At 74.1% G+C, this 24,431-nt stretch carries 16 protein-coding genes; 7 read left to right on the top strand and 9 right to left on the bottom strand.

The window, feature by feature from the left end:
- Positions 1-9: 9 nt before the first annotated feature.
- The 4 genes from ABZ858_RS02475 to ABZ858_RS02460 form a co-directional block, all read right to left on the bottom strand.
- Entirely contained in the window at positions 10-1,455 is a 1,446-nt protein-coding gene (locus tag ABZ858_RS02475; RefSeq protein ID WP_361371951.1) for a SidA/IucD/PvdA family monooxygenase, read from the bottom strand.
- A 41-nt stretch (positions 1,456-1,496) separates the two neighbouring features.
- Positions 1,497-2,885, bottom strand: coding sequence for an aminotransferase class V-fold PLP-dependent enzyme (locus ABZ858_RS02470; protein WP_361371425.1), 1,389 nt, complete (start codon positions 2,883-2,885; stop codon positions 1,497-1,499).
- A 341-nt stretch (positions 2,886-3,226) separates the two neighbouring features.
- Positions 3,227-5,746: an aminopeptidase N gene (gene pepN, locus ABZ858_RS02465; protein WP_361371422.1), complete on the bottom strand. Its 2,520-nt coding sequence runs from the start codon at positions 5,744-5,746 to the stop codon at positions 3,227-3,229.
- Between the two features lie 178 nt (positions 5,747-5,924).
- Complete coding sequence (locus ABZ858_RS02460; RefSeq protein WP_361371419.1) at positions 5,925-6,281, bottom strand: chorismate mutase; 357 nt, start codon at positions 6,279-6,281, stop codon at positions 5,925-5,927.
- A 154-nt stretch (positions 6,282-6,435) separates the two neighbouring features.
- Here ABZ858_RS02460 and ABZ858_RS02455 point away from each other — a divergent pair, with 154 nt between their 5' ends.
- Positions 6,436-7,335, top strand: coding sequence for a hypothetical protein (locus tag ABZ858_RS02455; RefSeq protein ID WP_361371416.1), 900 nt, complete (start codon positions 6,436-6,438; stop codon positions 7,333-7,335).
- A gap of 55 nt (positions 7,336-7,390) precedes the next feature.
- Here ABZ858_RS02455 and ABZ858_RS02450 read toward each other — a convergent pair whose 3' ends face one another.
- From ABZ858_RS02450 to ABZ858_RS02435, 4 genes are all read right to left on the bottom strand, one after another.
- Positions 7,391-8,149 (bottom strand): VWA domain-containing protein, encoded by a 759-nt coding sequence (locus ABZ858_RS02450; protein ID WP_361371413.1) that lies wholly within the window; start codon positions 8,147-8,149, stop codon positions 7,391-7,393.
- 248 nt (positions 8,150-8,397) lie between these two features.
- Positions 8,398-9,861: a glutamate synthase subunit beta gene (locus tag ABZ858_RS02445; protein WP_361371411.1), complete on the bottom strand. Its 1,464-nt coding sequence runs from the start codon at positions 9,859-9,861 to the stop codon at positions 8,398-8,400.
- Entirely contained in the window at positions 9,854-14,383 is a 4,530-nt protein-coding gene (gltB, locus tag ABZ858_RS02440) for a glutamate synthase large subunit (protein ID WP_361371408.1), read from the bottom strand. Before gltB ends, ABZ858_RS02445 begins: the two co-directional genes overlap by 8 nt.
- A gap of 478 nt (positions 14,384-14,861) precedes the next feature.
- Entirely contained in the window at positions 14,862-15,593 is a 732-nt protein-coding gene (locus tag ABZ858_RS02435) for a VIT1/CCC1 transporter family protein (protein WP_361371405.1), read from the bottom strand.
- A gap of 273 nt (positions 15,594-15,866) precedes the next feature.
- Here ABZ858_RS02435 and ABZ858_RS02430 point away from each other — a divergent pair, with 273 nt between their 5' ends.
- From ABZ858_RS02430 to ABZ858_RS02405, 6 genes are read left to right on the top strand one after another with little or no spacing between them, the layout of a single operon-like run.
- Positions 15,867-17,393 (top strand): ADP-ribosylglycohydrolase family protein, encoded by a 1,527-nt coding sequence (locus ABZ858_RS02430; protein WP_361371402.1) that lies wholly within the window; start codon positions 15,867-15,869, stop codon positions 17,391-17,393.
- A 23-nt stretch (positions 17,394-17,416) separates the two neighbouring features.
- A complete protein-coding gene (locus ABZ858_RS02425; RefSeq protein WP_361371948.1) occupies positions 17,417-18,511 on the top strand; it encodes an ADP-ribosylglycohydrolase family protein in 1,095 nt (364 codons plus the stop codon).
- 8 nt (positions 18,512-18,519) lie between these two features.
- On the top strand, positions 18,520-19,710 hold the full coding sequence (locus ABZ858_RS02420) for an ADP-ribosylglycohydrolase family protein (protein WP_361371399.1): 1,191 nt from the start codon (positions 18,520-18,522) through the stop codon (positions 19,708-19,710).
- Positions 19,698-21,125 carry an ADP-ribosylglycohydrolase family protein gene (locus tag ABZ858_RS02415; protein ID WP_361371396.1) on the top strand — a complete coding sequence of 476 codons (1,428 nt, stop codon included), beginning with the start codon at positions 19,698-19,700 and terminating at the stop codon, positions 21,123-21,125. Before ABZ858_RS02420 ends, ABZ858_RS02415 begins: the two co-directional genes overlap by 13 nt.
- Complete coding sequence (locus ABZ858_RS02410) at positions 21,122-22,324, top strand: CoA transferase (protein WP_361371393.1); 1,203 nt, start codon at positions 21,122-21,124, stop codon at positions 22,322-22,324. Before ABZ858_RS02415 ends, ABZ858_RS02410 begins: the two co-directional genes overlap by 4 nt.
- Positions 22,321-23,304, top strand: coding sequence for an aldolase/citrate lyase family protein (locus tag ABZ858_RS02405; protein ID WP_361371390.1), 984 nt, complete (start codon positions 22,321-22,323; stop codon positions 23,302-23,304). The genes ABZ858_RS02410 and ABZ858_RS02405 overlap by 4 nt, the downstream gene beginning before the upstream one ends.
- Positions 23,305-23,377: 73 nt before the next feature.
- On the opposite strand, the gene lgt is transcribed toward ABZ858_RS02405, so the two are convergent.
- Entirely contained in the window at positions 23,378-24,421 is a 1,044-nt protein-coding gene (lgt, locus tag ABZ858_RS02400) for a prolipoprotein diacylglyceryl transferase (RefSeq protein ID WP_361371387.1), read from the bottom strand.
- Positions 24,422-24,431 lie beyond the last annotated feature (10 nt).

The raw sequence follows: 24,431 nt of genomic DNA, 5'->3' as shown, positions 1-24,431 counted from the left end.
CGGGCGGCCTCAGACTCCGTCGGCCAGGGGTGTCAGTGCGGTGATCTGGCGCCCGGCCGGGGTCTGGGGCCGTCGCTGGGTCAGGCCGAAGGTGGTGAAGGCGGTGCGGGCGGGCAGCGGGTAGGTGTCCTTGCCGGTGACGGAGTTGAGGATGGTGGCGCTGCGCCAGGCGGCGAGGCCGAGGTCGGGGGTGCCGACGCCGTGGGTGTGGAGTTCGGCGTTCTGGACGTAGACGTGGCAGCCGGTGGCGGTGACGGCGGGGTCGAGGACGAGCCGGTAGTGGTCGTCGATGTGGGGGCGTTCGGCGTCGTCGCGGTGCAGGTAGGGGTCGAGGGAGTCGAGCAGGGGGCTGAGGGGGCGCCGGCGGTGGCCGGTGGCGAGGACGACGGCGTCGGTGGTGAGGCGGGTGCGGGTGCCCTGCTGGGTGTGTTCGAGGTGGAGTTCGATGCGGTTGCCGGCGATGCGGCCCGCGGTGCGGACGCGGACGCCGGGGGTGAGGACGGTGTCGGGCCAGCCGCCGTGCAGGGTGCGGCGGTACAGCTCGTCGTGGATGGCGGCGAGGGTGTCGGCGTCGATGGCCTTGTGCAGCTGCCACTGGGCGGGGACGAGCCGGTCGCGGACGGCTTCGGGCAGGGCGTGGAAGTAGCGGGTGTAGTCGGGGGTGAAGTGTTCGAGGCCGAGCTTGGAGTACTCCATGGGGGCGAAGGCTTCGGTGCGGCCGATCCAGTGGAGCCGCTCGTGGCCGGCGGGGCGGTCGCGGAGCAGGTCGAGGAAGATCTCGGCGCCGGACTGTCCGGAGCCGACGACGGTGACGTGGCCGGCGGCGCGCAGCATGTCGCGGTGGGCGAGGTAGTCGGCGGCGTGCACGACGGGGGTGCCGGGGGTGGCGGTCAGCGGGCGCAGGGGTTCGGGGATGTGGGGTTCGGTGCCGATGCCGATCACGATGTTGCGGGTGTGGGTGCGGCCGAGGGCTTCGGCTCCGCCGTCGGCGTCGAGCTGGGTGAAGTCGACTTCGAACAGGCCGTGGCGGGGGTTCCAGCGGACGGTGTCGACCTGGTGGCCGTAGTGGAGGGCGGGCAGGTGGTCGGAGACCCAGCGGCAGTAGGCGTCGTACTCGGCGCGCTGGATGTGCAGGCGTTCGGCGAAGTAGAAGGGGAAGAGCCGCTCGCGTTCCTTGAGGTAGTTGAGGAAGCTCCAGTGGCTGGCGGGGTCGGCGAGGGTGACCAGATCGGCGAGGAAGGGGACCTGGACGCGGGCGCCGTCGATGAGCAGGCCGGGGTGCCAGCGGAAGCGGGGGCGCTGTTCGTAGAAGGCGGTGGAGAGTCCGGTCAGGGGGTGGGCGAGGGCGGCGAGGGAGAGGTTGAACGGGCCGATGCCGATGCCGACGAGGTCGCGGGGGGCGGTGGGGGCGGGGGCGGGAGTGGGGCCCGGGTGGTTGCCCGGTGGCTGGTCCATCGGTGGCTGGTCCATCGGTGGCTGGTTCATCGGTGGCTGGTTCATCGTGGGGTCGTTCCTTCCACCAGGGCGAGGAGGGCGGCCAGGTCGTCGGGCCGGGTGTGGGGGTTGAGGAGGGTGGTCTTGAGCCAGAGCCGGCCGTCGGGGCGGGCCCGGCCGAGGACGGCCCGGCCGTCGGTGAGCAGGGTGCGGCGTACGGCGGCGACGGTGTCGTCGGCGGCGCCGGTGGGGCGGAACAGGACGGTGCTGATGGTGGGCCGGTCGTAGAGGTCGAAGCCGGGGTGGGCGTCGACGAGGTCGGCGAAGGCGCGGGCGTGGGCGCAGACCTGGTCGACGAGGGCGCCGAGGCCGGTGCGGCCCAGGGTCTTGAGGGTGACGGCGATCTTGAGGATGTCGGGGCGGCGGGTGGTGCGCAGGGAGCGGCCGAGCAGGTCGGGCAGGCCGGCGTCGGTGTCGTCGTCGGCGTTGAGGTAGTCGGCGTGCTGGTGCAGGACGGTGAGGTCGGCGGGGTCGCGGACGGCGAGGAGTCCGGCGGCGACCGGTTGCCAGCCGAGTTTGTGCAGGTCGAGGGTGACGGTGTGGGCGGCGTCGAGGCCGGTGAGGCGGGCCCGGTGGCGGTCGCTGAAGAGCAGGCCGCAGCCGTGGGCGGCGTCGATGTGCAGGCGGGCGCCGTGGGCGGCGCAGAGCCGGGCGATCTCGGTGAGCGGGTCGATCAGGCCGGCGTCGGTGGTGCCGGCGGTGGCGGCCACGAGGAGCTGGCCGCGGGGGCCGGCGAGGTCGGTGAGGGCGGTGTCGAGGGCGGCGGGGTCGAGGGTGCCGGCGGGGGCCGGGACGGTCACGGGGTCGGGCAGGCCGAGCAGCCAGGCGGCGCGGGGCAGGGAGTGGTGGGCGTTGGCGCCGTGCACGAGGCGGACGCCGCCGCCGTGCTTCTCGCGGGCCAGCAGCAGGGCGAGCTGGTTGGACTCGGTGCCGCCGGTGGTGACGACGGCGTCGGCGAGGCCGGCCCGGTGGGCGAGTGCGCGGGTGACGAGGGTTTCCAGCGCGGAGGCGGCGGGGGCCTGGTCCCAGGAGTCCAGGGACGGGTTGAGGGTGCTGACGGCGAGGTCGGCGGCTGCGGCGAGGGCCAGTGGCGGGCAGTGCAGGTGGGCGGCGCACAGCGGGTCGGCGGGGTCGGCGGCGCCTTCGGCCAGCGCGTGCACGAGGACGCGCAGGGCCTGGGGGTCGCCGTGCTCGGGCAGGATGTCGCCGGCGGCGGCGCGCAGCCGGGCGGTGACGGCTTCGGGGCCGCCCGCGGGCAGCGGGCCGCCGCGGGCGCGCCGGCCGCTGTCGAGGGCGGCGAGCACAGTGTCCAGCAGGGGCCGCAGGGCGGCGGCTCCTTCGGGTCCGGAGGCGAGCCGGGTGTGCGGTGCGGGCGGGTGCGGAGTACTCATGGGGTGTCCTGGGGGCTGCGGGGGCGGGGACGTCCAGCGTGTCGGTCCGGTGTCCGGCGCGCCCGCGAAGCTCAACGATCGCAACCCTGGAGTGGGTACTGCCGTGCGGGGGTGAAGGGGGGAGGGTGGTGGGTGCGGGAGTGCGCGTGGCGCGGGCCCGGTCCGCCGGTGGCCGGGGCCGTGCGGGAGCGCGCGCCCGGGGCGGACCGGGCGCGCGGGCCGTGACCGGCGGCGCGGCGCCCTTCGGCGCTCCTGCTGTTCCCCCTTGCTCCCGCTGCTCCCGCTGCTCGCTGTTCCCCCTGCTCCCCCTACCTCCCCCTGCTCCCCCCTCCCCCCTCCCCCTACTGCTCTCGCTGCTCCTGTGCGTCCCGTACGCGCAGGGCCCGTGCGAGGTCGTCGAGTTGGTCGACGAGCCTGCGGCGCAGGGCGGGGACCGGGGCGCTCTCGCGCAGGCGGCTCTCGCCCAGGAGCAGATGGGTGACGTCGATGTCGTGGGCGGGGAAGGCCCAGTGGCCGGCGGCGTCGGCGATGGCGGGGCCGCGGCGGGCGGCGACGGCGATCGCGTCGTCGTAATAGCGCGGTACGTACTCCTGGACGAGGTCGGCCTGTTCGGGCTGCCAGAAGCCCTGCGCGGTGGCGGTGAACAGGTAGTTGGACAGGTCGTCGGAGGTGAACATCGCCTCCCAGGCGGCGCGTTTGGCGGCCGGGTCGGGCAGGGCTGCGCGGCAGCGGGCGGCACCCTCCTGGCCGGTGGCGGAGGGGTCGCGGGCGAGTTCGGCGGCGATGGCGGCCTCGTCGGTGGCGCCGAGGACGGCGAGCCGGGCCAGGACGCGCCAGCGCAGTGCGGGATCGAGTTCGGGGCCGCCGGGCACGGTGCCGTCGGCGAGCCAGGCGGCGATGGTGTCGGGGTGGGCGGCGGTGGCGATGAAGTGGCGTACGGCGATCAGGCGCAGGCCGGGGTGGTCGCCGTCCTCGGTGCGGCGGATGAGGTCGCGGCACAGGGCGGTGAGCGTGGCGAGCGCGGCGGGCCGCCGTCCGGGGCTCAGGTAGCGGTCGGTGAGCTGGGGGCCGGCGAAGGCGAGGACGCCCTGGACGAGGGCGAGGTCGGTCTCCTCGGGCAGGTGGGCGGCGGCCGCCGCCAGGTAGTCGGCGGGGTCGAGCGCGCCGTCGCGGACCATGTCGCGCAGGGTGTTCCAGACCACGGCGCGGGTGATCGCGTCGGGGATGCCGGACAGGCCGCGCAGGGCGGTCTCCAGGGAGGTGGCGTCGAGGCGGATCTTGGCGTAGGTCAGGTCGAGGTCGTTGGGCAGGACCAGGGCGGGCCGGATGCCGGGGCGGTCCTCGGGGGCGCTCTGGGGTACGTCGGTCTCGTAGCGTTCGCGCAGGGTCAGGGTGCGGCCGTCGGAGAGGTCGCGGTCGTAGACGCCGACGGTGACGCGGTGGGGGCGGCCGCCGTCGCGGTCGAGGGTGAGGGTCCACCGGCCGGGGCGGGCGCCGGTGGCCGCGGTGAGGGTGTCGACGCCGGTGGTGCGCAGCCATGCCTCGGCCCAGGCGTGCACGTCGCGGTCGGTGGCGGAGGCGAGGGAGTCGATGAAGTCGGCGAGGGTGGCGTTGGCGAACCGGTGCCGCCGGAAGTGGGTGTTGATGCCGGCGAGGAAGTCCCGCTCGCCGAGCCAGGCGACGAGCTGGCGCAGCGCGGAGGCGCCCTTGGCGTAGGAGATGCCGTCGAAGTTGAGCAGGGCGGAGGCGGTGTCGTGGACGGCGTCGGGGGCGACGGGGTGGGTGGAGGGGCGCTGGTCGGCGTCGTAGCCCCAGGACTTGCGGGCGACGCCGAAGTCGGTCCAGGTGCCGGTGAAGCGGGTGGCCTCGGCGGCGGTCTGGTAGCCCATGTACTCGGCGAAGGACTCGTTCAGCCAGATGTCGTCCCACCACTTGAGGGTGACGAGGTCGCCGAACCACATGTGGGCCATCTCGTGGGCGATGACCATGGCGCGGGTCTGGCGTTCGGTGTCGGTGACGGCGGAGCGGTAGACGAACTCGTCGCGGAAGGTGACCAGGCCGGGGTTCTCCATGGCGCCGGCGTTGAACTCGGGGACGAACGCCTGGTCGTAGGAGTCGAAGGGGTAGGGCTCGTCGAACTTCTCGTGGTAGCGGTCGAAGCAGGCGCGGGTGATGGCGAGGATCTCGTCGGTGTCGGCGTCCAGGTACGGGGCGAGGGAGCGCCGGCAGTGGATGCCGAAGGGCAGGCCGCGGTGTTCGGTGCGCACGGAGTGCCAGGGTCCGGCGGCGACGGCGACGAGGTAGGTGGAGACGCGCGGGGTGGTGGCGGCCTTCCAGACGCCGTCGCCGGTGTGCTCGGTGACGCCGTTGGCGAGGACGGTCCAGTGCCCGGGGGCCGTGACGGTGACGTCGAAGACGGCTTTGAGGTCGGGCTGGTCGAAGGCGGCGAAGACGCGCTGGACGTCGTTCATGAACAGCTGGGTGTAGACGTAGGTCTCGCCGTCGGAGGGGTCGGTGAAGCGGTGCATGCCCTCGCCGGTGCGGGAGTAGCTCATGCGGGCGTCGACACGCAGTTCGTGGGCGCCGGGGGCGAGGTTCTTCAGGGCGAGGCGGTTCTCGGTGAGGGCGCCGGGGTCGAGGGGCTGTCCGTCGAGGGTGGCGGAGCGCAGTTCGGCGGGCTTCAGCTCGATGAAGGTGTCCGTGGCGTCCTGGCCGGCGCGTACGGTGAACCGGACGGTGGTCAGGGAGCCGAAGGTGTCGTCCCCGCCGGTCAGGTCGAGGTCGACGGTGTAGCGGTGGACGTCGAGGAGCTGGGCACGGGTCTGCGCTTCGTCGCGCGTGAGTACGGACATGGACGCCATGCTGCCTGATGGCGGGGGCGGGGCACGAGGGGGTTCCGTGGACCGGCCCGGCGGGGCGGGCGGGTCGGTGGGGCGGTGGGGGGCGGTGCGGTGTGCTCGCGCGCGCCGGGCCGGGTCCGGCGCGCGCCGGGGGTAGTGCGGGACGCGCCAGGGTGGTGCGGGCCGGGCGCGGCCGGGGTCAGTGCGCCGTCGCCGGGCTGTCGCCGGTGTCCTCCGCGATGCGCTCGTGGTGGCGGATGACCTCGGCGATGATGAAGTTGAGGAACTTCTCGGCGAACGCCGGGTCGAGTTTGGCGTCCTCGGCCAGGGCGCGCAGGCGGGCGATCTGGCGGGACTCGCGGGCCGGGTCGGCGGGCGGCAGCTGGTGGGCGGCCTTGAGGTGGCCGACCTGCTGGGTCGCCTTGAACCGCTCGGCGAGCATGTGGACGACGGCCGCGTCGATGTTGTCGATGCTGTCGCGCAGCCGCGCGAGTTCCTGGCGGACGGCGGGGTCGACGCCGTCGTTTCCGGTGCTGCTGGTGTTGCTGGTGCTCATGGGGGTCAACCCTACGGGGTGGGGGCCGGCCCGCTCGTGCGCGGAGGGCGGCCGGACGGCGGGCTCGGCGCCGCGCCCGCCGCCGAGCCCGGGGAATCGGGGTGCGTTCCGCCTACAGTGGAGTGGGGTTCCGGCGTCTTTGGGGGTGCGGGGCGTGGCGAACGGCGGACCGGTCGAGCACGGGTTCCCGCATCTGGAGACGGTGCGGGCCGCGATCACGGCGCTGTACCGGCGGTTGTCGTACGAGTCGGTCCGGACGTTCGCGACCAGTGTGGCCCCGGTCGACGTGGCGTTCTGCGACACGGACGATCTGCATCTGGGCGCGCAGCGGGTGGCCCGGGAGCTGGTGCGGCACTACGGGCTGCCGGACGCGCGGCTGATCGTCGGGTTCCGGGAGATGACGCACGCGGCGAATGTGGAGCTGACGGCGGGGCCGGAGTACTTCGTCGAGCTGAACGACCGGTTCCGTACGCATCGCCGGGACATCGGGGCGGCGCTGGCGCACGAGGTGATGCACGTCTACCTGCACCGCCTGGACCTGTCCTTCCCCGGTACCCGGGACAACGAGATCCTCACGGACACGGCGGCGACGTACCTGGGGGCGGGCTGGCTGCTGCTGGACGCGTTCCGCGAGGACGGGGTGTCCTCGCAGAAACTGGGCTACCTCACGCCGGAGGAGTTCGGCTACGTGCTGGCCAAGCGGTCGCTGGTCTTCGGTGAGGACCCTTCGGCGTGGTTCACCAGTGCGCAGGGGTACGAGGCGTACGTCAAGGGGCTGGCCCGGGCCCGCCGCGACGGGCAGCAGCCGCCGCTGACGGCGGCGGGCTGGGCGGGCCGCCGCCGCTACGCCCGCGACCGGCGGCACGCCCAGGGCCACGGCGGCGAGGCGGAGCGGGAGCCGGGGGCGCCGTACTCCTTCTCGGCGTCCGGGCGGGAGCCGCTGCGGGTGTCGTTCCGCTGCCCGACCTGCCTGGAGCGGATCAGGGTGCCGGTACGGGGGCGGGTGCGGGCGCGGTGCGGGCTGTGCCGGACGGTGCTGGAGTGCGACACCTAGCCGACACCCGACACCCGGCTACCGACACCCGGCTACCGGCTACCGGCTACCGGCGTCAGGTCACGATCCCCTGGGCGCGGGCCGCCGTCAGCCACAGCGGGAACTCGGACAGGAGCCGGTCGCAGAGCCGGGCGTCGGACAGGCGGCGCGGGTCGCGGCCCGCCGGAAAGAATCCCGCGTTGTCGATGACGCTCCCCCATCCTCCGGGCGGGGGGACCCCCATCTCGCTTCGCTTGCCCGGCACGGCGAGTTCGTCGAGCCGGCGCAGGAAGCCGAACTGGTGGCCGCGAGCGTTGCCGAAGCCGATGAACTGCCAGAACAGCGGGAGCCCGGCGGCCTTGCACAGACAGCGCTCGGCGGCGGCCTTGCTGGAGGGGCCGCCGTCGGTCCGGAAGACGACCAGGGCCGGATCGGTGGCGCCGCAGTCGAGGTAGTGGTCGAGCACGGCGTCCATGGCGGCCTCGTAGTGGGTGCGGCCCATGCGGCCGAGGCCGGCGGCGGCGCGGCGGATGCTGTCCTGGTGGTCGTCGAGGGAGATCTCGGTGACCGCGTCGACGTCGGTGGAGAAGAACACCACCGGGACACGGCCGTCGTCGTCGAGGTGCGCGGCGAGGGAGAGCACCCGGTCGGCGAGCGCCCGCACGCTGCCGTCCTTGTCGTACGGGCTCATGGAGCCGGAGTGGTCGAGCACCAGGTAGACGGCGGCCCACAGCTCGTCGAGGCCGTGCTCGACGAGCGAGGTCCCCGCGCTCTTGTAGAGGCTGACCAGCGCGGGCGCGGCCTCCTCCACCCTGCTCAGGCTGATCGCGGCCATGTCCCGCTCCTTCGCTGGGGTCCTGGATCGAGGTCCGGGACGCCGGGGAGGGGCCGCCGGGCGGTTGCCGGACGTGCGGGCGGAGGAATACCGGACACGCGGGCCGGGGGGATGCCGACATGCGGCGGCGCCTGCCCGGTGTCCGGTCGGGGACGGGGCAGGCGCCGTCTCGGGGGGTCTGGAGGGAGTCGTCCCTCCAGATGACCCGCCCGTACGCCGTTGTACGGGACGTTTCGAGCGGCCGTGCGTCAGACCATCAGCGCGCGGTCCGTCGGACGGATCGGGGCCGGCAGGTCGCTGGCGCCCGCCAGGTACCGGTCGGCGCCGCGGGCGGCCGAGCGGCCCTCGGCGATCGCCCACACGATGAGCGACTGGCCGCGGCCCGCGTCACCGGCGACGAACACGCCGGGCACGTTGGTCTGGAAATCGGCGTCACGGGCGATGTTACCGCGTTCGTCGAGGTCCAGACCGAACTGGTCGACCAGGCCGTTGTCCCGGTCGGTGCCGGTGAAGCCCATGGCGAGGGTGACCAGCTGGGCGGGGATCTTGCGTTCGGTGCCCGGCTTCTGGGTCGGCCTGCCGTCGACGAAGGCGACTTCGGCCAGGTGCAGCCACTGCACGTTGCCGTCCTGGTCGCCCTCGAAGTGGGTGGTGGAGGCGGAGTAGATCCGCTCGCCGCCCTCCTCGTGGGCCGAGGTGACCTTGTACAGGAGGGGGAAGGTCGGCCAGGGCTGGTTCGTGGGGTGCCGCTCCTCGCCGGGGCGGGGCATGATCTCCAGCTGGGTGACGGAGGCCGCGCCCTGCCGGTGGGCGGTGCCCACGCAGTCCGCGCCGGTGTCACCGCCGCCGATGACGACCACGTGCTTGCCCTCGGCCGAGATCGGCGGGGTGACGAAGTCGCCCTCCTGGACCTTGTTGGACAACGGCAGGTACTCCATGGCCTGGTGGATGCCCTGGAGTTCACGGCCGGGGACGGGCAGGTCGCGGGCGGTGGTGGCGCCGACGGCCAGGACCACCGCGTCGTAGCGCTTCTTCAGTCCTGTGGCCGTGATGTCACGGCCGACCTCGACGCCGGTACGGAAGCGGGTGCCCTCCGCGCGCATCTGCTCGATACGGCGGTTGATGTGCCGCTTCTCCATCTTGAACTCGGGGATGCCGTACCGCAGGAGTCCGCCGACGCGGTCCGCGCGCTCGTAGACGGCGACGGTGTGCCCGGCCCGGGTGAGCTGCTGGGCGGCGGCCAGTCCGGCCGGGCCCGAGCCGACCACGGCGACGGTCTTGCCGGACAGGCGCTCGGGGATCTGCGGGGCGACGTCCCCGCCCTCCCACGCCTTGTCGATGATCGAGACCTCGACGTTCTTGATGGTGACCGGCTGCTGGTTGATGCCGAGCACGCACGCCGACTCGCACGGGGCCGGGCACAGGCGGCCGGTGAACTCCGGGAAGTTGTTCGTGGCGTGCAGCCGCTCGGAGGCGGCCGCCCAGTCCCCGCGGTAGGCGTAGTCGTTCCACTCGGGGATGAGGTTGCCGAGCGGACAGCCGTTGTGGCAGAAGGGGATGCCGCAGTCCATGCACCGGCCGGCCTGCTTGCTGATGATCGGCAGCAGCGAGCCGGGGACGTAGACCTCGTTCCAGTCCTTCGTGCGCTCGTCGACCGGGCGGGAGGTGGCGACCTCGCGGCCGTGGTTCAGGAAGCCCTTCGGGTCAGCCATTGATCGCCGCCTCCATCATCTTCTCGGTGATCTCGGTCTCGGTGAGACCGGCTCGCTCGGCGGCGTCCTTGGCGGCGAGCACGGACTTGTACGTGCTGGGGATGATCTTGCTGAAGCGGTCGGCGGCCGCGGTCCAGTCGGCGAGCAGCCGGGCGGCGACGGTGGAGCCGGTCTCCTCGGCGTGGCGGCGCACCACGTCGTGCAGCCACTGCCGGTCCGTGTCGTCCAGGGGCTGGACGGCGTCGAGGTTGCCGGCGTTGACGTTGTCGCGGTCCAGGTCGATGACGTACGCGATGCCGCCGGACATGCCGGCCGCGAAGTTGCGGCCGGTCTCGCCGAGGACGACCGCGTGGCCGCCGGTCATGTACTCGCAGCCGTGGTCGCCCACGCCCTCGGAGACGACGGTCGCGCCGGAGTTGCGGACGCAGAACCGCTCGCCGGTGCGGCCGCGCAGGAACATCTCGCCGCCGGTGGCGCCGTAGGCGAGGGTGTTGCCCGCGATGACGCTGTACTCGGCGAGGTGGTCGGCGGCGCGGTCGGGGCGGACCACGATGCGGCCGCCGGACAGGCCCTTGCCGACGTAGTCGTTGGCGTCGCCCTCCAGGCGCAGGGTGATGCCGCGCGGCAGGAAGGCGCCGAAGGACTGGCCGGCCGAGCCGGTGAAGGTGATGTCGACGGTGTCGTCGGGCAGGCCGGCGCCGCCGAACTTCTTCGTCACCTCGTGGCCGAGCATGGTGCCGACCGTGCGGTTGATGTTGCGGATGGCGACCTGGGCGCGTACCGGCTGGGCGTCGGTGGCGCCGGGCGCGGCCAGGGCGTCGGCGGCGAGCCTGATCAGCTCGTTGTCGAGGGCCTTCTCCAGGCCGTGGTCCTGGGCGACGACCTGGTGGCGTGCCGCGCCCTCGGGCAGCTCGGGCACGTGGAACAGCGGCTCCAGGTCCAGGCCCTGCGCCTTCCAGTGGTCGACCGCGCGGGCCACGTCGAGGACCTCGGCGTGGCCGACGGCCTCCTCGATGGAGCGGAAGCCCAGCTCGGCGAGGAGTTCGCGGACCTCCTCGGCGATGAACTGGAAGAAGTTCACCACGTACTCGGCCTTGCCGGCGAAGCGGTCGCGCAGCACCGGGTTCTGGGTGGCGATGCCGACCGGGCAGGTGTCCAGGTGGCAGACGCGCATCATGATGCAGCCGGAGACGACGAGCGGCGCGGTCGCGAAACCGAACTCCTCGGCGCCGAGGAGCGCGGCGATGACGACGTCGCGGCCGGTCTTGAGCTGGCCGTCGGTCTGCACGACGATCCGGTCCCGCAGGCCGTTGAGCAGCAGGGTCTGCTGGGTCTCGGCCAGGCCCAGCTCCCAGGGGCCGCCCGCGTGCTTGAGCGAGGTGAGCGGGGAGGCGCCGGTGCCGCCGTCGTGGCCGGAGATCAGCACGACGTCCGCGTGGGCCTTGGACACACCGGCCGCGACCGTGCCGACGCCGACCTCGGAGACCAGCTTCACGTGGATGCGGGCGGCCGGGTTGGCGTTCTTGAGGTCGTGGATCAGCTGGGCCAGGTCCTCGATGGAGTAGATGTCGTGGTGCGGCGGCGGGGAGATCAGGCCCACGCCGGGCGTGGAGTGCCGGGTCTTGGCGACCCACGGATAGACCTTGTGGCCGGGCAGCTGGCCGCCCTCGCCGGGCTTGGCGCCCTGGGCCATCTTGATCTGGATGTCGTCGGAGTTGACGAGGTACTCGCTGGTCACGCCGAAGCGGCCGGAGGCGACCTGCTTGATGCTGGACCGGCGTGCCGGGTCGTACAGGCGCTCGGGGTCCTCGCCGCCCTCACCGGTGTTGGACTTGCCGCCCAGCTGGTTCATGGCGATGGCGAGGGTCTCGTGCGCCTCCTGGGAGATGGAGCCGTACGACATGGCGCCGGTGGAGAACCGCTTGACGATCTCGGAGACCGGCTCGACCTCGTCCAGGGGGATCGGCTGCCGGCCGGAGCTGCCGTCCTTGTTCGTCTTCAGGGCGAACAGGCCGCGCAGCGTCATCAGCCGCTCGGACTGCTCGTTCACCCGGCCGGTGTACTGCTTGAAGATGTCGTAGCGGCCCGAGCGCGTGGAGTGCTGGAGGCGGAAGACGGTCTCCGGGTCGAACAGGTGCGGTTCGCCCTCGCGGCGCCACTGGTACTCGCCGCCGATGTCCAGGGCGCGGTGCGCCGGGGCGATGCCGGTGGCGGGGTAGGCCTTGGCGTGGCGGGCGGCGACCTCCTTGGCGACGACGTCGATGCCGACGCCGCCGATCTTGGTGGTGGTGCCGTTGAAGTACTTCTCCACGAAGCCGTCGTCCAGGCCCACGGCCTCGAAGACCTGGGCGCCGCGGTAGGAGGCGACGGTGGAGATGCCCATCTTGGACATGACCTTCAGGACGCCCTTGCCGAGGGCGTGGATGAGGTTGCGGATGGCCGGCTCGGGCTCGCTGCCGGGCAGGAAGGTGCCGGCCCGGACGAGGTCCTCGACGGACTCCATCGCCAGGTACGGGTTGACGGCGGCGGCGCCGTAGCCGATGAGCAGGGCGACGTGGTGGACCTCGCGGACGTCGCCGGCCTCGACCAGCAGGCCCACGTGGGTGCGCTGCTTGGTGCGGATGAGGTGGTGGTGGACGGCGGCGGTGAGCAGCAGCGAGGGGATCGGCGCGTGCTCGGCGTCGGAGTGCCGGTCGGACAGGACGATCAGGCGGGCGCCGTTGTCGATGGCGGCGTCGGCCTCGGCGCAGATCTCGTCGATGCGGGCGGCCAGCGACTGGCCGCCGCCGGAGACCCGGTAGAGGCCGGAGAGGGTCGCGGCCTTGAAGCCGGGCATGTCGCCGTCGGCGTTGATGTGGATGAGCTTGGCCAGCTCGTCGTTGTCGATCACCGGGAAGGGCAGCACCACGGACCGGCAGGAGGCCGCGGTGGGTTCGAGCAGGTTGCCCTGCGGGCCCAGCGAGCTGCGCAGGGAGGTGACCAGTTCCTCGCGGATGGCGTCCAGCGGCGGGTTGGTGACCTGCGCGAACAGTTGGGTGAAGTAGTCGAAGAGCAGCCGGGGGCGCTCGGAGAGGGCGGCGATGGGTGAGTCGGTGCCCATGGAGCCGATCGGCTCGGCGCCGGACTTGGCCATCGGCGCGAGCAGGACGCGCAGCTCCTCCTCGGTGTAGCCGAAGGTCTGCTGGCGGCGGGTGACCGAGGCGTGGGTGTGGACGATGTGCTCGCGCTCGGGCAGGTCGCCCAGCTCGATCTCGCCGGCCTCCAGCCATTCGGCGTACGGGTTCTCGGCGGCCAGGGACGCCTTGATCTCGTCGTCCTCGATGATGCGGTGCTCGGCGGTGTCCACGAGGAACATGCGGCCGGGCTGCAGGCGGCCCTTGCGCACGACCCGGGCGGGGTCGATGTCGAGGACGCCGACCTCGGAGCCGAGGACGACCAGGCCCTCGTCGGTGACCCAGTAGCGGCCGGGGCGCAGGCCGTTGCGGTCGAGCACGGCGCCGACCTGGGTGCCGTCGGTGAAGGTGACGCAGGCCGGGCCGTCCCAGGGCTCCATCATCGTGGAGTGGTAGCCGTAGAAGGCGCGGCGGGCCGGGTCCATGGAGGCGTGGTTCTCCCAGGCCTCCGGGATCATCATCAGCACGGAGTGCGGCAGCGAGCGGCCGCCGAGGTGCAGCAGCTCCAGGACCTCGTCGAAGGAGGCGGAGTCGGAGGCGTCGGGGGTGCAGATCGGGAAGACCCGCTCCAGGTTCCCGTCGCCGCCGAACAGCCGCGAGGCGAGCTGGGACTCGCGGGCCACCATCCAGTTGCGGTTGCCCTTGACGGTGTTGATCTCGCCGTTGTGGGCGACGAACCGGTAGGGGTGGGCGAGCGGCCAGCTCGGGAAGGTGTTCGTGGAGAAGCGGGAGTGGACGAGCGCGACGGCCGAGGCGAAGCGGCGGTCGGACAGGTCCGGGAAGAAGGGCTCCAGCTGGCCGGTGGTCAGCATGCCCTTGTAGACGATGGTGCGCGCGGACAGCGAGGGGAAGTAGACCCCGGCCTCGCGTTCGGCGCGCTTGCGCAGCAGGAACGCCTTGCGGTCCAGGGCGATGCCCTCGCTGGTGCCGTCGGCGACGAAGACCTGCCGGAAGGCGGGCATGGTGGAGCGGGCGGTGGCGCCGAGGAGTTCGGGGGCGACCGGGACCTCGCGCCAGCCGAGGACGGTCAGGCCCTCGTCGGCGGCGATCGTCTCGATGCGCGAGACGGCGTCCTCGGTGCCGTCCTCGGGCAGGAAGGCGATGCCGAACGCGTAGGCGCCGGCGGCCGGCAGCTCGAATCCGGCCACCTCGCGCAGGAACGCGTCGGGCACCTGGGAGAGCAGGCCCGCGCCGTCGCCCGAGTCGGGCTCGGAGCCGGTGGCGCCGCGGTGCTCCAGGTTGCGCAGCACCGTGAGCGCCTGCTCGACCAGCGCATGGCTCGCCTCGCCGGTGAGGGTGGCCACGAAGCCGACGCCGCAGGCGTCGTGCTCGTTGCGGGGGTCGTACATACCCTGCGCAGCAGGGCGAGCATCCATGAACGACCAGTTCCGGCCATTCGAGGAATGCTGGGACGGCTGGCGCGGCGTACGCATCGGCTCTCCCGTCGTCGTCATTGGCATGTGCTGGTGCCGAGGGACGACGTTGGCCCTCTGCGGAGAAGTGCGAAATTTCGTGCAGGTTACATGATGGAGCGGTTCTCGGGAAGCGGATACTCCGTTCCAGCATGCGGACACCGGAGGGGTCGGCGGCGGGGGTTCCGCGCCCGGCGGTGGAGGCTTTCACGGGGGGCCGGCAGGGGCGGGAATCGGTCAGATCCGTGCCCATCGGCCCGCAGGAGGAGCGGGCGACGACATCCTCGCCCACCCCGTGGGGGTGCGCGGTGGGCCTCATTGCCCACAGCGCTTACGGCTCATGCCCGGTGGTCACGCGATCGAAACCAGCGGGTAACGGCTACTTATGCGACCCGACGCATAAGTTCCAGCCTGGTCATCCTACGGCCGTACCGAACAGGGTGCCCAGGGCGTACGTCACACCGGCGGCGGCACCACCCAGGGCAAGCTGCCGCAAACCGCTGTACCACCAGGTGCGCGCGGTCACCTTGGCGACCACCGCGCCGCAGCCGAACAGGCCGAACAGGGCGAGCAGCACGGCCGGCCACAGCACGGAGGCACCCAGCAGGTAGGGCAGCAGCGGGAGCAGGGCGCCCAGCGCGAAGGAGCCGAAGGAGGAGACGGCGGCGACCAGCGGGGAGGGCAGGTCGCCGGGGTCGATGCCCAGTTCCTCGCGGGCGTGGATCTCCAGGGCCTGCTCCGGGTCGGCCGAGAGCTGGCGGGCCACCTCGCGGGCGAGGGCGGGCTCGACGCCCCGCGCCGCGTACAGCGCGGCCAGCTCGTCCTCCTCGTCCTGCGGGTGCTTGCGCAGCTCGCGCCGCTCGACGTCCAGCTCGGCCTCGACCAGCTCGCGCTGCGAGGCGACGGAGGTGTACTCGCCGGCCGCCATGGAGAAGGCGCCGGCGGCCAGGCCCGCCAGGCCGGTGAGCACGATGGTGTGCCGGCTGACGTCGCCGCCCGCGACACCGGTCATCAGGGCGAGGTTGGAGACCAGGCCGTCCATCGCGCCGAAGACCGCCGGGCGCAGCCAGCCGCCGTTCACATCGCGGTGCGTGTGATTGTCGCGGTGCGCCTCGTGCAGGGTCGCTTCGGTGTCGAGGATGGCCATGAGAGTCCCCCAGGAAGATTAGGCTTGGCTTACTTTTGGACAAGTTCTATTCTTTGACAACACTGAACCTACGCCGGAATCTTCCCGCCCGCCAGCAAGGAAAGGCTCCGCTAACCTGCGCCTTTACCTTTTCTTGCTCATTCGTGCCATCCTCCGCACAGATGTCGTACGGGTGACGCCGACACCGGCGAGGCTGTGTCGCGCCGCGGACCGGGGACACCTCCCCCCAGGGGTGCCGCGCCCTCACCGGCGCCCTGGAGAGGAGCGCCCGCGATGGCACCGACCACCGGACTCCCCCCGGTCGCCCTGCGCGAACGGGCCCAGGGCGCGCTGCTCGGCCTCGCCGTAGGGGACGCCCTCGGGGCGCCCGCGGAGAATCTGCGGCCCTCCGAGATCCGCGCCCGCTGGGGCCGTATCACCGGCTACGTCTCCGAACGCCCGGCCGGCACCGACGACACCGAGTACGCCCTCTTCTCCGGCCTGCTGCTCGCCCGGCACGGCTCCGCGCTCACCCCGGCCCATGTGGAGGCGGCCTGGCACGAGCACATCGCCGGCCGGGCCGAGGGGCCCTTCCGCGGCGCCGGGTTCAGCGAGCGCGGCACCCTGGAGAACCTGCGCCGCGGCCTTGCCGCACCCGTCTCCGCCCAGCACCGGCACGCCTGGAGCGACGGCCTGGCGATGCGGGCGGCGCCCTTCGGGGTGTTCGCCGCCGGTCGCCCCGCCGAGGCCGCCCGGCTGGTCGCGGTGGACGGCTCGGTCAGCCACGAGGGCGAGGGCATCCACGGCGGCCGGGCCGTGGCGGCCGGGGTGGCGGCGGCGATGGCGGGCGCGCCGCCGGTCGCGGTGGTGGCCGCCGCGCTCGCCGTCGTCCCGGACGACTCCTGGACGGCCCGCTCGCTGCGCCGGGCCACGGCCGCCGCCCGCCGCGGCGAACGCGCGGTCCGCTCCGCCGTGGTCATCGCCGGCTACCCCTGGTCCGACCTGGCCCCCGAGGCGGTCGCCCTCGCCTTCGGCGCGTACGCGGCGGCCGACGGCGATTTCCGCGAGGCGGTGCTCACCGCCGTCAACATGGGCCGGGACGCCGACACCACGGCCGCGGTCGCGGGCGCCCTGGCGGGCGCCACCCAGGGCGTGGCCGCCATCCCCCGGGAGTGGGCGGCGGCCATCGGCCCGGCCCGGGGCAGCTGCCTGCCCTCGATGCGGGGGCGCCACGTCCTGGACGTGGCGGACCTCCTGACGGACCGCGCGCACTCCACACCGCCCAGGCCGACCGGAACTCCGACACACCGAACACTCGTACGCCCCGACAGCCGCCCGGAGACAGCCACACCGGCAGCCGTACGGCCGGACACCCCCGTTCCTGCTCCGGCCCCCGCACAGCCGGACACCCCCGTTCCCGCTCCGGCCCCCGCACAGCCGGACACCCCCGTTCCCCCTCCGGCCCCCACCGAGGAAGGGGCACCGCGGACGCCCGTACGCCCCGGCCCCCGGCCCGAGAGGCCCGCTCCTGCCGCCGTACGGCCCGACGCTCCCGCCCCTGCCGCAGCGGTGCTGTCTCCAATGCCCGTACGATCCGACCCTCCGCCCGAGCCATCCGCCCCCGCCGCCATACAGCCGGACACCCCCGCCCTCACCGGACACGCTCCCGCCCAGCCGCCCCCTCTCCCTCTGCCCGACCCCGCCCAGCCGCTCCCCCTTCCCCTGCCCGAGCCCGTACCGGCCCCGCAGCCCTCCGCCTCGCCCTCCCCCACCCCCGCCGCCTACGTCCTCACCGCCGATGACGGGGAGGTGGCCCCGTGAGCGGGGGGCGGCGGGTGGAGGGGATGTTGCTGGGGCTGGCCGCGGGGGACGCCGCCGGGTGGCCGGCCGCGCGGCACCGGGCCGCCCGGATGCCCGAGTGGACACGTCGGCTCACCCGTGAGCTGGACGCCTTCGCCGAGCAGAACGCGACGACCACCCTGCCCGTGCCCATCGCCCTGAACCAGCCCCCGCAGCCACTGCGCCTCGGCCCCTCCGACGACGCCGAGTGGGCCGTGTTCGCGGCGGAGGCCGTCCTGCGGGCCGGGGACGACGACGCGTTCGGCGACCTCAGCCGGGACCGCCGGATACGTGCCGCCCTCGACCTCACCTGGAACACCCTGGCGAGCGAGGTCGCCGCCGCGGCCGACCGCGCGCCCGAGATCGAGTCGGCGGTGCTGCCGCTGCGCGCCCGTATCTCCGTCCGGGCCGGTCTCGGCAACCTCGCCACCGGACTGCGCCCGCCCGCCACCGGCCACGACAACCCGCACTACTTCGACGACGCCGCCTGCGTACGGGCCTGCGCCCTGGCCGCCGCCCACCCGGGCGATGCCCGGCGCGCCGCCGAGCTGGCCGAGTTCGACGCCCGTTACACCCAGGACGGCGACGGCGTGCACGGCGCCCGGGCGATGGCGGCGGCGCTCGCCCTGGCCCTGGCCGGGACGGACGTCACGGAGTGTGTCACGGCCGCGCTCGCCGAACTCCCCGAGGAGACGGAGATCGGCCGCAACGCCCGGCACGCGCTGGAGCTGGCCGCGCGCGGCGACGGCGCGTTCACCCTGGTGCCGCTGCTCGAACACCAGATCGTCGACCATGTCTACAGCTACGGCGTCGCCGCCGCCGAGACCGTCCCGGTCGCCCTCGCCCTGACCGCCGCCGCGAGCGGCCGGATCGCCGAGGCGCTGCCCGCCGCGGCCTGCCTGTCCCGGGTCGCCGACTCCGCCCCGGCTCTTGCGGGCGCGCTCACCGGCGCGCTGGGCGGCGCCGAGGCGGTCCCGCTGTCCTGGCGGGAGGCGTGCCGCACCCTGTCCGGCTGTGTCCTGCCCCGCCTCACCGGCACCGATCTGGTGGAACTCGCCGGACTGCTGGAAGCCGCGCAACCGGCCCTGCCAGGAGGATGATTCGGGGCATGACGGCCACAGAGGAAGAAACCCCGGATACCGGCTGCCAAGCCGCGAGTCTGGACGAACGGATCACCGGCGCGCTGGTCGGCGCCGCGGTCGGTGACGCGCTCGGCGGTCCCGTCGAGGGCTGGTCCCCCGACCAGATCGCACAGCGCCACGGCGGCCGGGTGCGGGGGATCGTCGGCCCCTGGCACGGCGACGAGTGGCGCACCGCCCGGCCGATCGCGCCGTACCACAAGGGCGACGGCCATGTCACCGACGACACCTTGATGACGCACGCGCTGATCCGGGTGTACGCGCGGGTCCGCGACCACCTCGACGCCTACGGCGTCGCCGGCCACCTCGTGCCGGACCTGATGACGAACCCGCGCTGGATCCCGGAGCTCGAAGCCGAGGCGCTGCCGCTGCACCGGGTCTTCCTGGCCGAGAAGTGGCTGGTGGCGCGGTTGCACTACGGCCATGTGGACCCGCGCGAGGCCGGCGTAGGCAACATCGTCAACTGCGGTGCGGCGATGTACATGGCCCCGGTCGGCCTGGTCAACGCCGCCCATCCGCGGGGCGCGTACGCGGAGGCCCTGGACATCGCGGGCGCCCACCAGTCGTCGTACGGGCGGGAGGCGGCGGGCGTCCTGGCGGCCGCCGTCGCCGCGGCCTGCGCACCGGGCGCCACACCCGACTCGGTGGTGGCGGCCGCGCTGGCCCTGGCCAAGGACGGCACCCGGACGGCGATCGAGAAGGTGTGCGAAGTCGCCGTCCGCCACGACGACTTCGAGGCGGCGCTGGAACCGCTGCGGGCGGCCGTCGCGCCGTACGACACGGTCGGCCCGGACTACCGCAGCCCCTCGCTGGGCGCCCGCCGCCCCTCCCGGCTGCACGCGATCGAGGAACTGCCCGTCGCGCTGGGCCTGCTGGTGGTGGCGCGCGGCGACTTCCGCCGGGCCGTCCTCGGCGCGGTGAACTACGGCCGCGACTGTGACTCCATCGCGACCATGGCCGGGGCGCTGGCGGGCGCGCTGGGCTCACCGGTGCCCGGCGAGTGGGCGGAGACGGTGGCCGGGGCCAGCAGGCTGGACCTGTGGGCGCCGGCCCGCGAACTGGCCGCGGTGGCCCGGGAGGTCTTCGAGAAGGACGTACGACGGCGGCGGGCGCACGAGCGGGCGTTCACCGCGATGGGAGGCCCCGGATGCTCCGACTGACCTGGGTCCAGCCGGAGGACCTGCTCGGCCACGAACTGCGCCAGGCGGCGCAGGACGGCCGCGAACCGGCTGCGGTCGCGGCGCGGTGGCGGGCGGCGGCCGGCCCGGACGCGCCGGACCGCGCGGGCGCCTCCCCGCAGCCCGTCTCGCGCTATCTGCGCCTGCTCGCCGAGGACCTGCTCGACGAACTGGCCGAACTGCCCAGCAGCCTGGCGGAGGCGGAGCCGACCGGCCTGCCCGCGATCAGGGCACTGTGCCCGCACTGGCCGGTACGCGCGGGCGGCACCGGGGCTTGCGCGGGCGACGCCGGCTCTCGCGCGGACGGCACCGCCCCCTCCGCTTCCTCCCCCTCCCCCGCCCCCTCCCCGGAACGTCTCGAAGCCGCCTGGCTGGGCCGGGCCGCCGGCTGCCTGCTGGGCAAGCCCGTCGAGAAACTGCCCCTCGACGGCATCCGCGAGCTGGCCCGCGCCACCGGGAACTGGCCGCTGACCACGTGGTTCACGGCCCGGGGCGTCCCCGAGGACCTGGCCGCCCGGCACCCGTGGAACCGCCGCTCCGCGGCCACCTCCCTCGCCGAGAACATCGACGGCATGCCCCAGGACGACGACCTGGACTACCCGCTGCTCAACCTGCTCCTGCTGCGCCGCCACGGCCGCGGCTTCACCACCGCCGACGTGGCCCGCCTGTGGCTGGAGGAACTGCCCGCCGGACGCGCCTTCACCGCCGAACGCGTCGCCTACCGCAACCTGCTGCTCGGCATCGAGCCCCCGCGCACCGCCCGCCACCGCAACCCGTTCCGCGAGTGGATCGGCGCCCTGATCCGCGCCGACGTGCACGGCTGGACCAACGCGGGCGACCCGGGCGCCGCCGCCGCGCAGGCGCACCGGGACGCCGTCCTCACTCACACCGCCAACGGCGTCTACGCGGCGATGTTCGCCGCCGCGGTGATCGCCGCCGCGGCCGGCGGCGGCCAGGACGTGCACGCCTGCCTGGCCACCGGCCTGACCGTGGTGCCGCCCGGCTCCCGGCTGGCCCGCGCGGTCCGGCACGCCGTCCGCCTGGCCGGCGAGCACGAGGACTTCGACACCGTGGTGGACGCCCTGCACACCGCCCACGCCGGCTGCCACTGGGTGCACGCCGTGCCGAACACCGCCCTGATCGCCGCCGCCCTCACCCACGCGGGCGGCGACTTCACGGGCTCCGTCTGCCGGGTCGTCGCGGGCGGCTGGGACACCGACTCCAACGGCGCCACCGCCGGATCGGTCGCCGCCCTCCTCGCCGGTTCCCCCGCCGCCCTCCCCGACCGCTGGACCGCGCCGCTGAAGAACCGGCTGGCCACCACCGTCGCCGACTTCGACGGCATCGGCTTCGACGCCCTGGCCCACCTCACCCACCAGGAGGCGGCCCGCCCATGACACCGCCCCCGCCCGCCCCGCCGCTGGCGGGCCTGCGCGTCCTGGACCTCGCCACCCTGTTCGCCGGGCCGATCGCCGCCACCATGCTCGGCGACTTCGGCGCCGAGGTCATCAAGGTCGAGCACCCCGCCAAGCCGGACCCCGCGCGCGGCCACGGCCCGGCCAAGAACGGCGTCGGCCTGTGGTGGAAGCTGCTCGGCCGCAACAAGCGCGCCATCACCCTGGACCTGTCCCGGCCCGGCGGGCGCGCGACCCTGCTGCGGCTGGCCGCCGGCGCCGACGTGATCATCGAGAACTTCCGGCCCGGCACGCTGGAGCGGTGGGAGCTGGGCTGGCCGGAGCTGTCGGCGGCCAACCCGCGCCTGGTCCTCGCCCGGGTCACCGCCTTCGGCCAGTTCGGCCCGTACGCCGGCCGGCCCGGCTTCGGCACCCTTGCGGAGGCGATGAGCGGCTTCGCCGCGATCACCGGCGAGCCGGACGCGCCGCCGACCCTGCCGCCCTTCGGGCTCGCCGACTCGATCGCGGGCCTGGCCACGGCGTACGCGGTGATGACTGCGCTCGCGGCCCGGGAACGCACCGGCGCGGGCCAGATCGTCGACATGGCGATCATCGAGCCGATCCTGACCGTGCTGGGGCCGCAGCCCCTCTGGTACGACCAGCTCGGCTACGTCCAGCCCCGCACCGGCAACCGCACCCAGAACAACGCCCCGCGCAACACCTACCGCACCCGCGACGGCACCTGGCTCGCCGTCTCCGCCTCGGCGCAGTCGGTGGCCGAGCGGGTGCTGCGCCTGGTCGGGCGCCCCGAGCTGATCGACGAGCCGTGGTTCGCGACCGGCACCGGACGGGCCGCGCACGCCGACGTGCTCGACGAGGCGGTCGGCGGCTGGATCGCCCGGCACACCCGCACCGAGGTCATGTCCGCCTTCGAGAAGGCGCAGGCGGCCGTCGCGCCGATCCAGGACGTCCGGGACGTGGTGGCCGACCCGCAATACCAGGCCCTGGGCACCCTCACCACGCTGCACGACCCCGAGCTGGGCCGGATGCGGATGCAGAACGTGCTGTTCCGGCTGTCCGCCACCCCGGGCGCGATCCGCTGGGCGGGCCGCCCGCACGGCGCGGACACCGAGGCGGTGCTGACCGAGCTGGGCCTGACCCCCGAGGAGCTGGCCGCGCTGCGCGCGGAGGGCGCGCTGTGACGGCCACCGCCCTCTTCCCGCTCACCTGGCTCTACGTCCCCGGTGACCGGCCACGGGTCGTCACCAAGGCCCTCACCAGCGGCGCCGACGTGGTCGTCATCGACCTGGAGGACGCGGTCGCCCCGGACCGCAAGGAGTACGCCCGCGCCGCCACCGCCGAACTGCTCACCGAGCCGCCGCCGGTCCCGGTCCACGTACGCGTCAACGCCGTCGACGGCCCCCTGGCCGCCGCCGACCTCGCGGCCGTGACCCCGCGCCCCGGCCTGGCCGGCCTGCGCCTGCCGAAGGTGACCTCCCCGCACCAGGTGATCCACATCGCCCGGCAGACGGAGGACGCGGAGACGGGCGGGGCCGGGCACGGTGCTCGGCTCGGGGCCGGCCCGGAGCCCGCGGCCAGGCCGGCTGCCGGACCCACGCGCGTGTCCGGGCCCGCCTCCGGGGCGGGAACCGGAGTCGCGTGCGGGGTCACGGTCCGGCCGAGGGCGGGGGCCGGGCCCCCGTTGTACGCCTTGCTGGAGACCGCGCTGGCCGTCGAGCACGCCTACGCCATCGCCTCCGCGCACCCGGCGCTGCGCGGTGTCTCGATCGGTGAGGCGGATCTCCGTGCCGACCTCGGGGTACGGCAGGACGCCGGGCTCGACTGGTGCCGGGCCCGGGTGGTCGTCGCGGCCCGGGCGGCGGGACTCGCCCCGCCCGCGCAGTCCGTGCACCCCGACATCCGGGACCTGGAGGGACTGGCGGCCTCCTGTGCCCGCGGTCGCGCCCTGGGGTTCCTCGGCCGCGCGGCCATCCACCCCCGCCAGCTCCCCATCATCGAACGCGCCTACCTGCCGACCGACCGGGAGCTGGAGGAGGCCGAGACGATCGTCGAGGCGGCCACCGCGGAACCGGGCGCGCAGGCGCTCGCGGACGGCCGTTTCGTCGACGCGGCGGTGGTCGCGGCGGCCCGGCGGACCCTGGCCCTGTCCCGCCGGTGCTGACGCCCCGCCCCGCCCCGCACGGGTGAGGGCGCCCCCGGAGTCCGGGGGCGCCCTCACCCATGTACGGCCGGCGCTACTTCGCCGAGCCCGCCTCGTCCTTCACACCGGCTTCATCGGCACCGGCGGCGTCGGCATCGCCGGTCTCCGTGCCGCCGCCGTCCGGCGCGGTCTTCTTCGCGGCCGTGTCCTGCGCCGCCTCCGCGGACCCGGTCCCGGCCTCCGCCTTCGCCGGCGCCGGCACCTTGTCGCCGGCCTCGTCGGACGGCTCCGCCGCCGTCTCCGCGGCCTCCTCGCCCTCGGGCATGCCCCGCTCGACCTGGGCCTCGCGGCCCGGCCGCTTCTTGGCGGACACCCAGATGCAGACCACCGCGGCGAGGAAGACGGCCATCGCCGTCCAGTCGTTCAGCCGCAGGCCCAGGATGTGGTGGGCGTCGTCGACGCGCATGTACTCGATCCAGCCGCGGCCCACGCAGTACGCGGCGACGTACAGCGCGAACGCCCGGCCGTGGCCCAGCGTGAAGCGGCGGTCGGCCCACAGGACCAGGAAGCCGACGCCCACGCACCACAGCGACTCGTAGAGGAAGGTCGGGTGGTAGTACCCCGGGACCCGGCCGTCCGTGGACGAGGTGATGTGCAGCGCCCACGGAACGTGCGTCTCCCGGCCGTACAGCTCCTGGTTGAACCAGTTGCCCCAGCGGCCGATCGCCTGGGCGAAGGCGATGCCCGGCGCGACCGCGTCGGCGTAGGCGGGCATCGGGACGCCCCGGCGCCGGGCGCCGATCCACGCGCCCAGCGCGCCGAGCGCGATCGCGCCCCAGATGCCGAGGCCGCCCTGCCACACCTTGAAGGCGTCCACCCAGTCACGGCCGTCGCTGAAGTACAGCTCGTAGTCCGTGATCACGTGGTAGAGCCGGCCGCCGACCAGGCCGAACGGCACGGCCCAGACCGCGATGTCGGCGACCGTGCCGGCCCGGCCGCCCCGGGCGATCCAGCGCTTGTTGCCGAGCCACACGGCGACGAAGACGCCGATGATGATGCAGAACGCGTAGCCGCGCAGCGGAATGGGCCCGAGGTGGACCACGCCCTGCGACGGGCTGGGAATGTAGGCAAGTTCCATGGCAGGGTCG

The sequence above is a fragment of the Streptomyces sp. NPDC047017 genome, assembly GCF_040644175.1.
Taxonomy (GTDB): Bacteria; Actinomycetota; Actinomycetes; order Streptomycetales; family Streptomycetaceae; genus Streptomyces.
The sequence above is the reverse complement of the archived record's forward strand: the minus strand, read 5'-3'. Positions and strand labels throughout refer to the sequence as shown.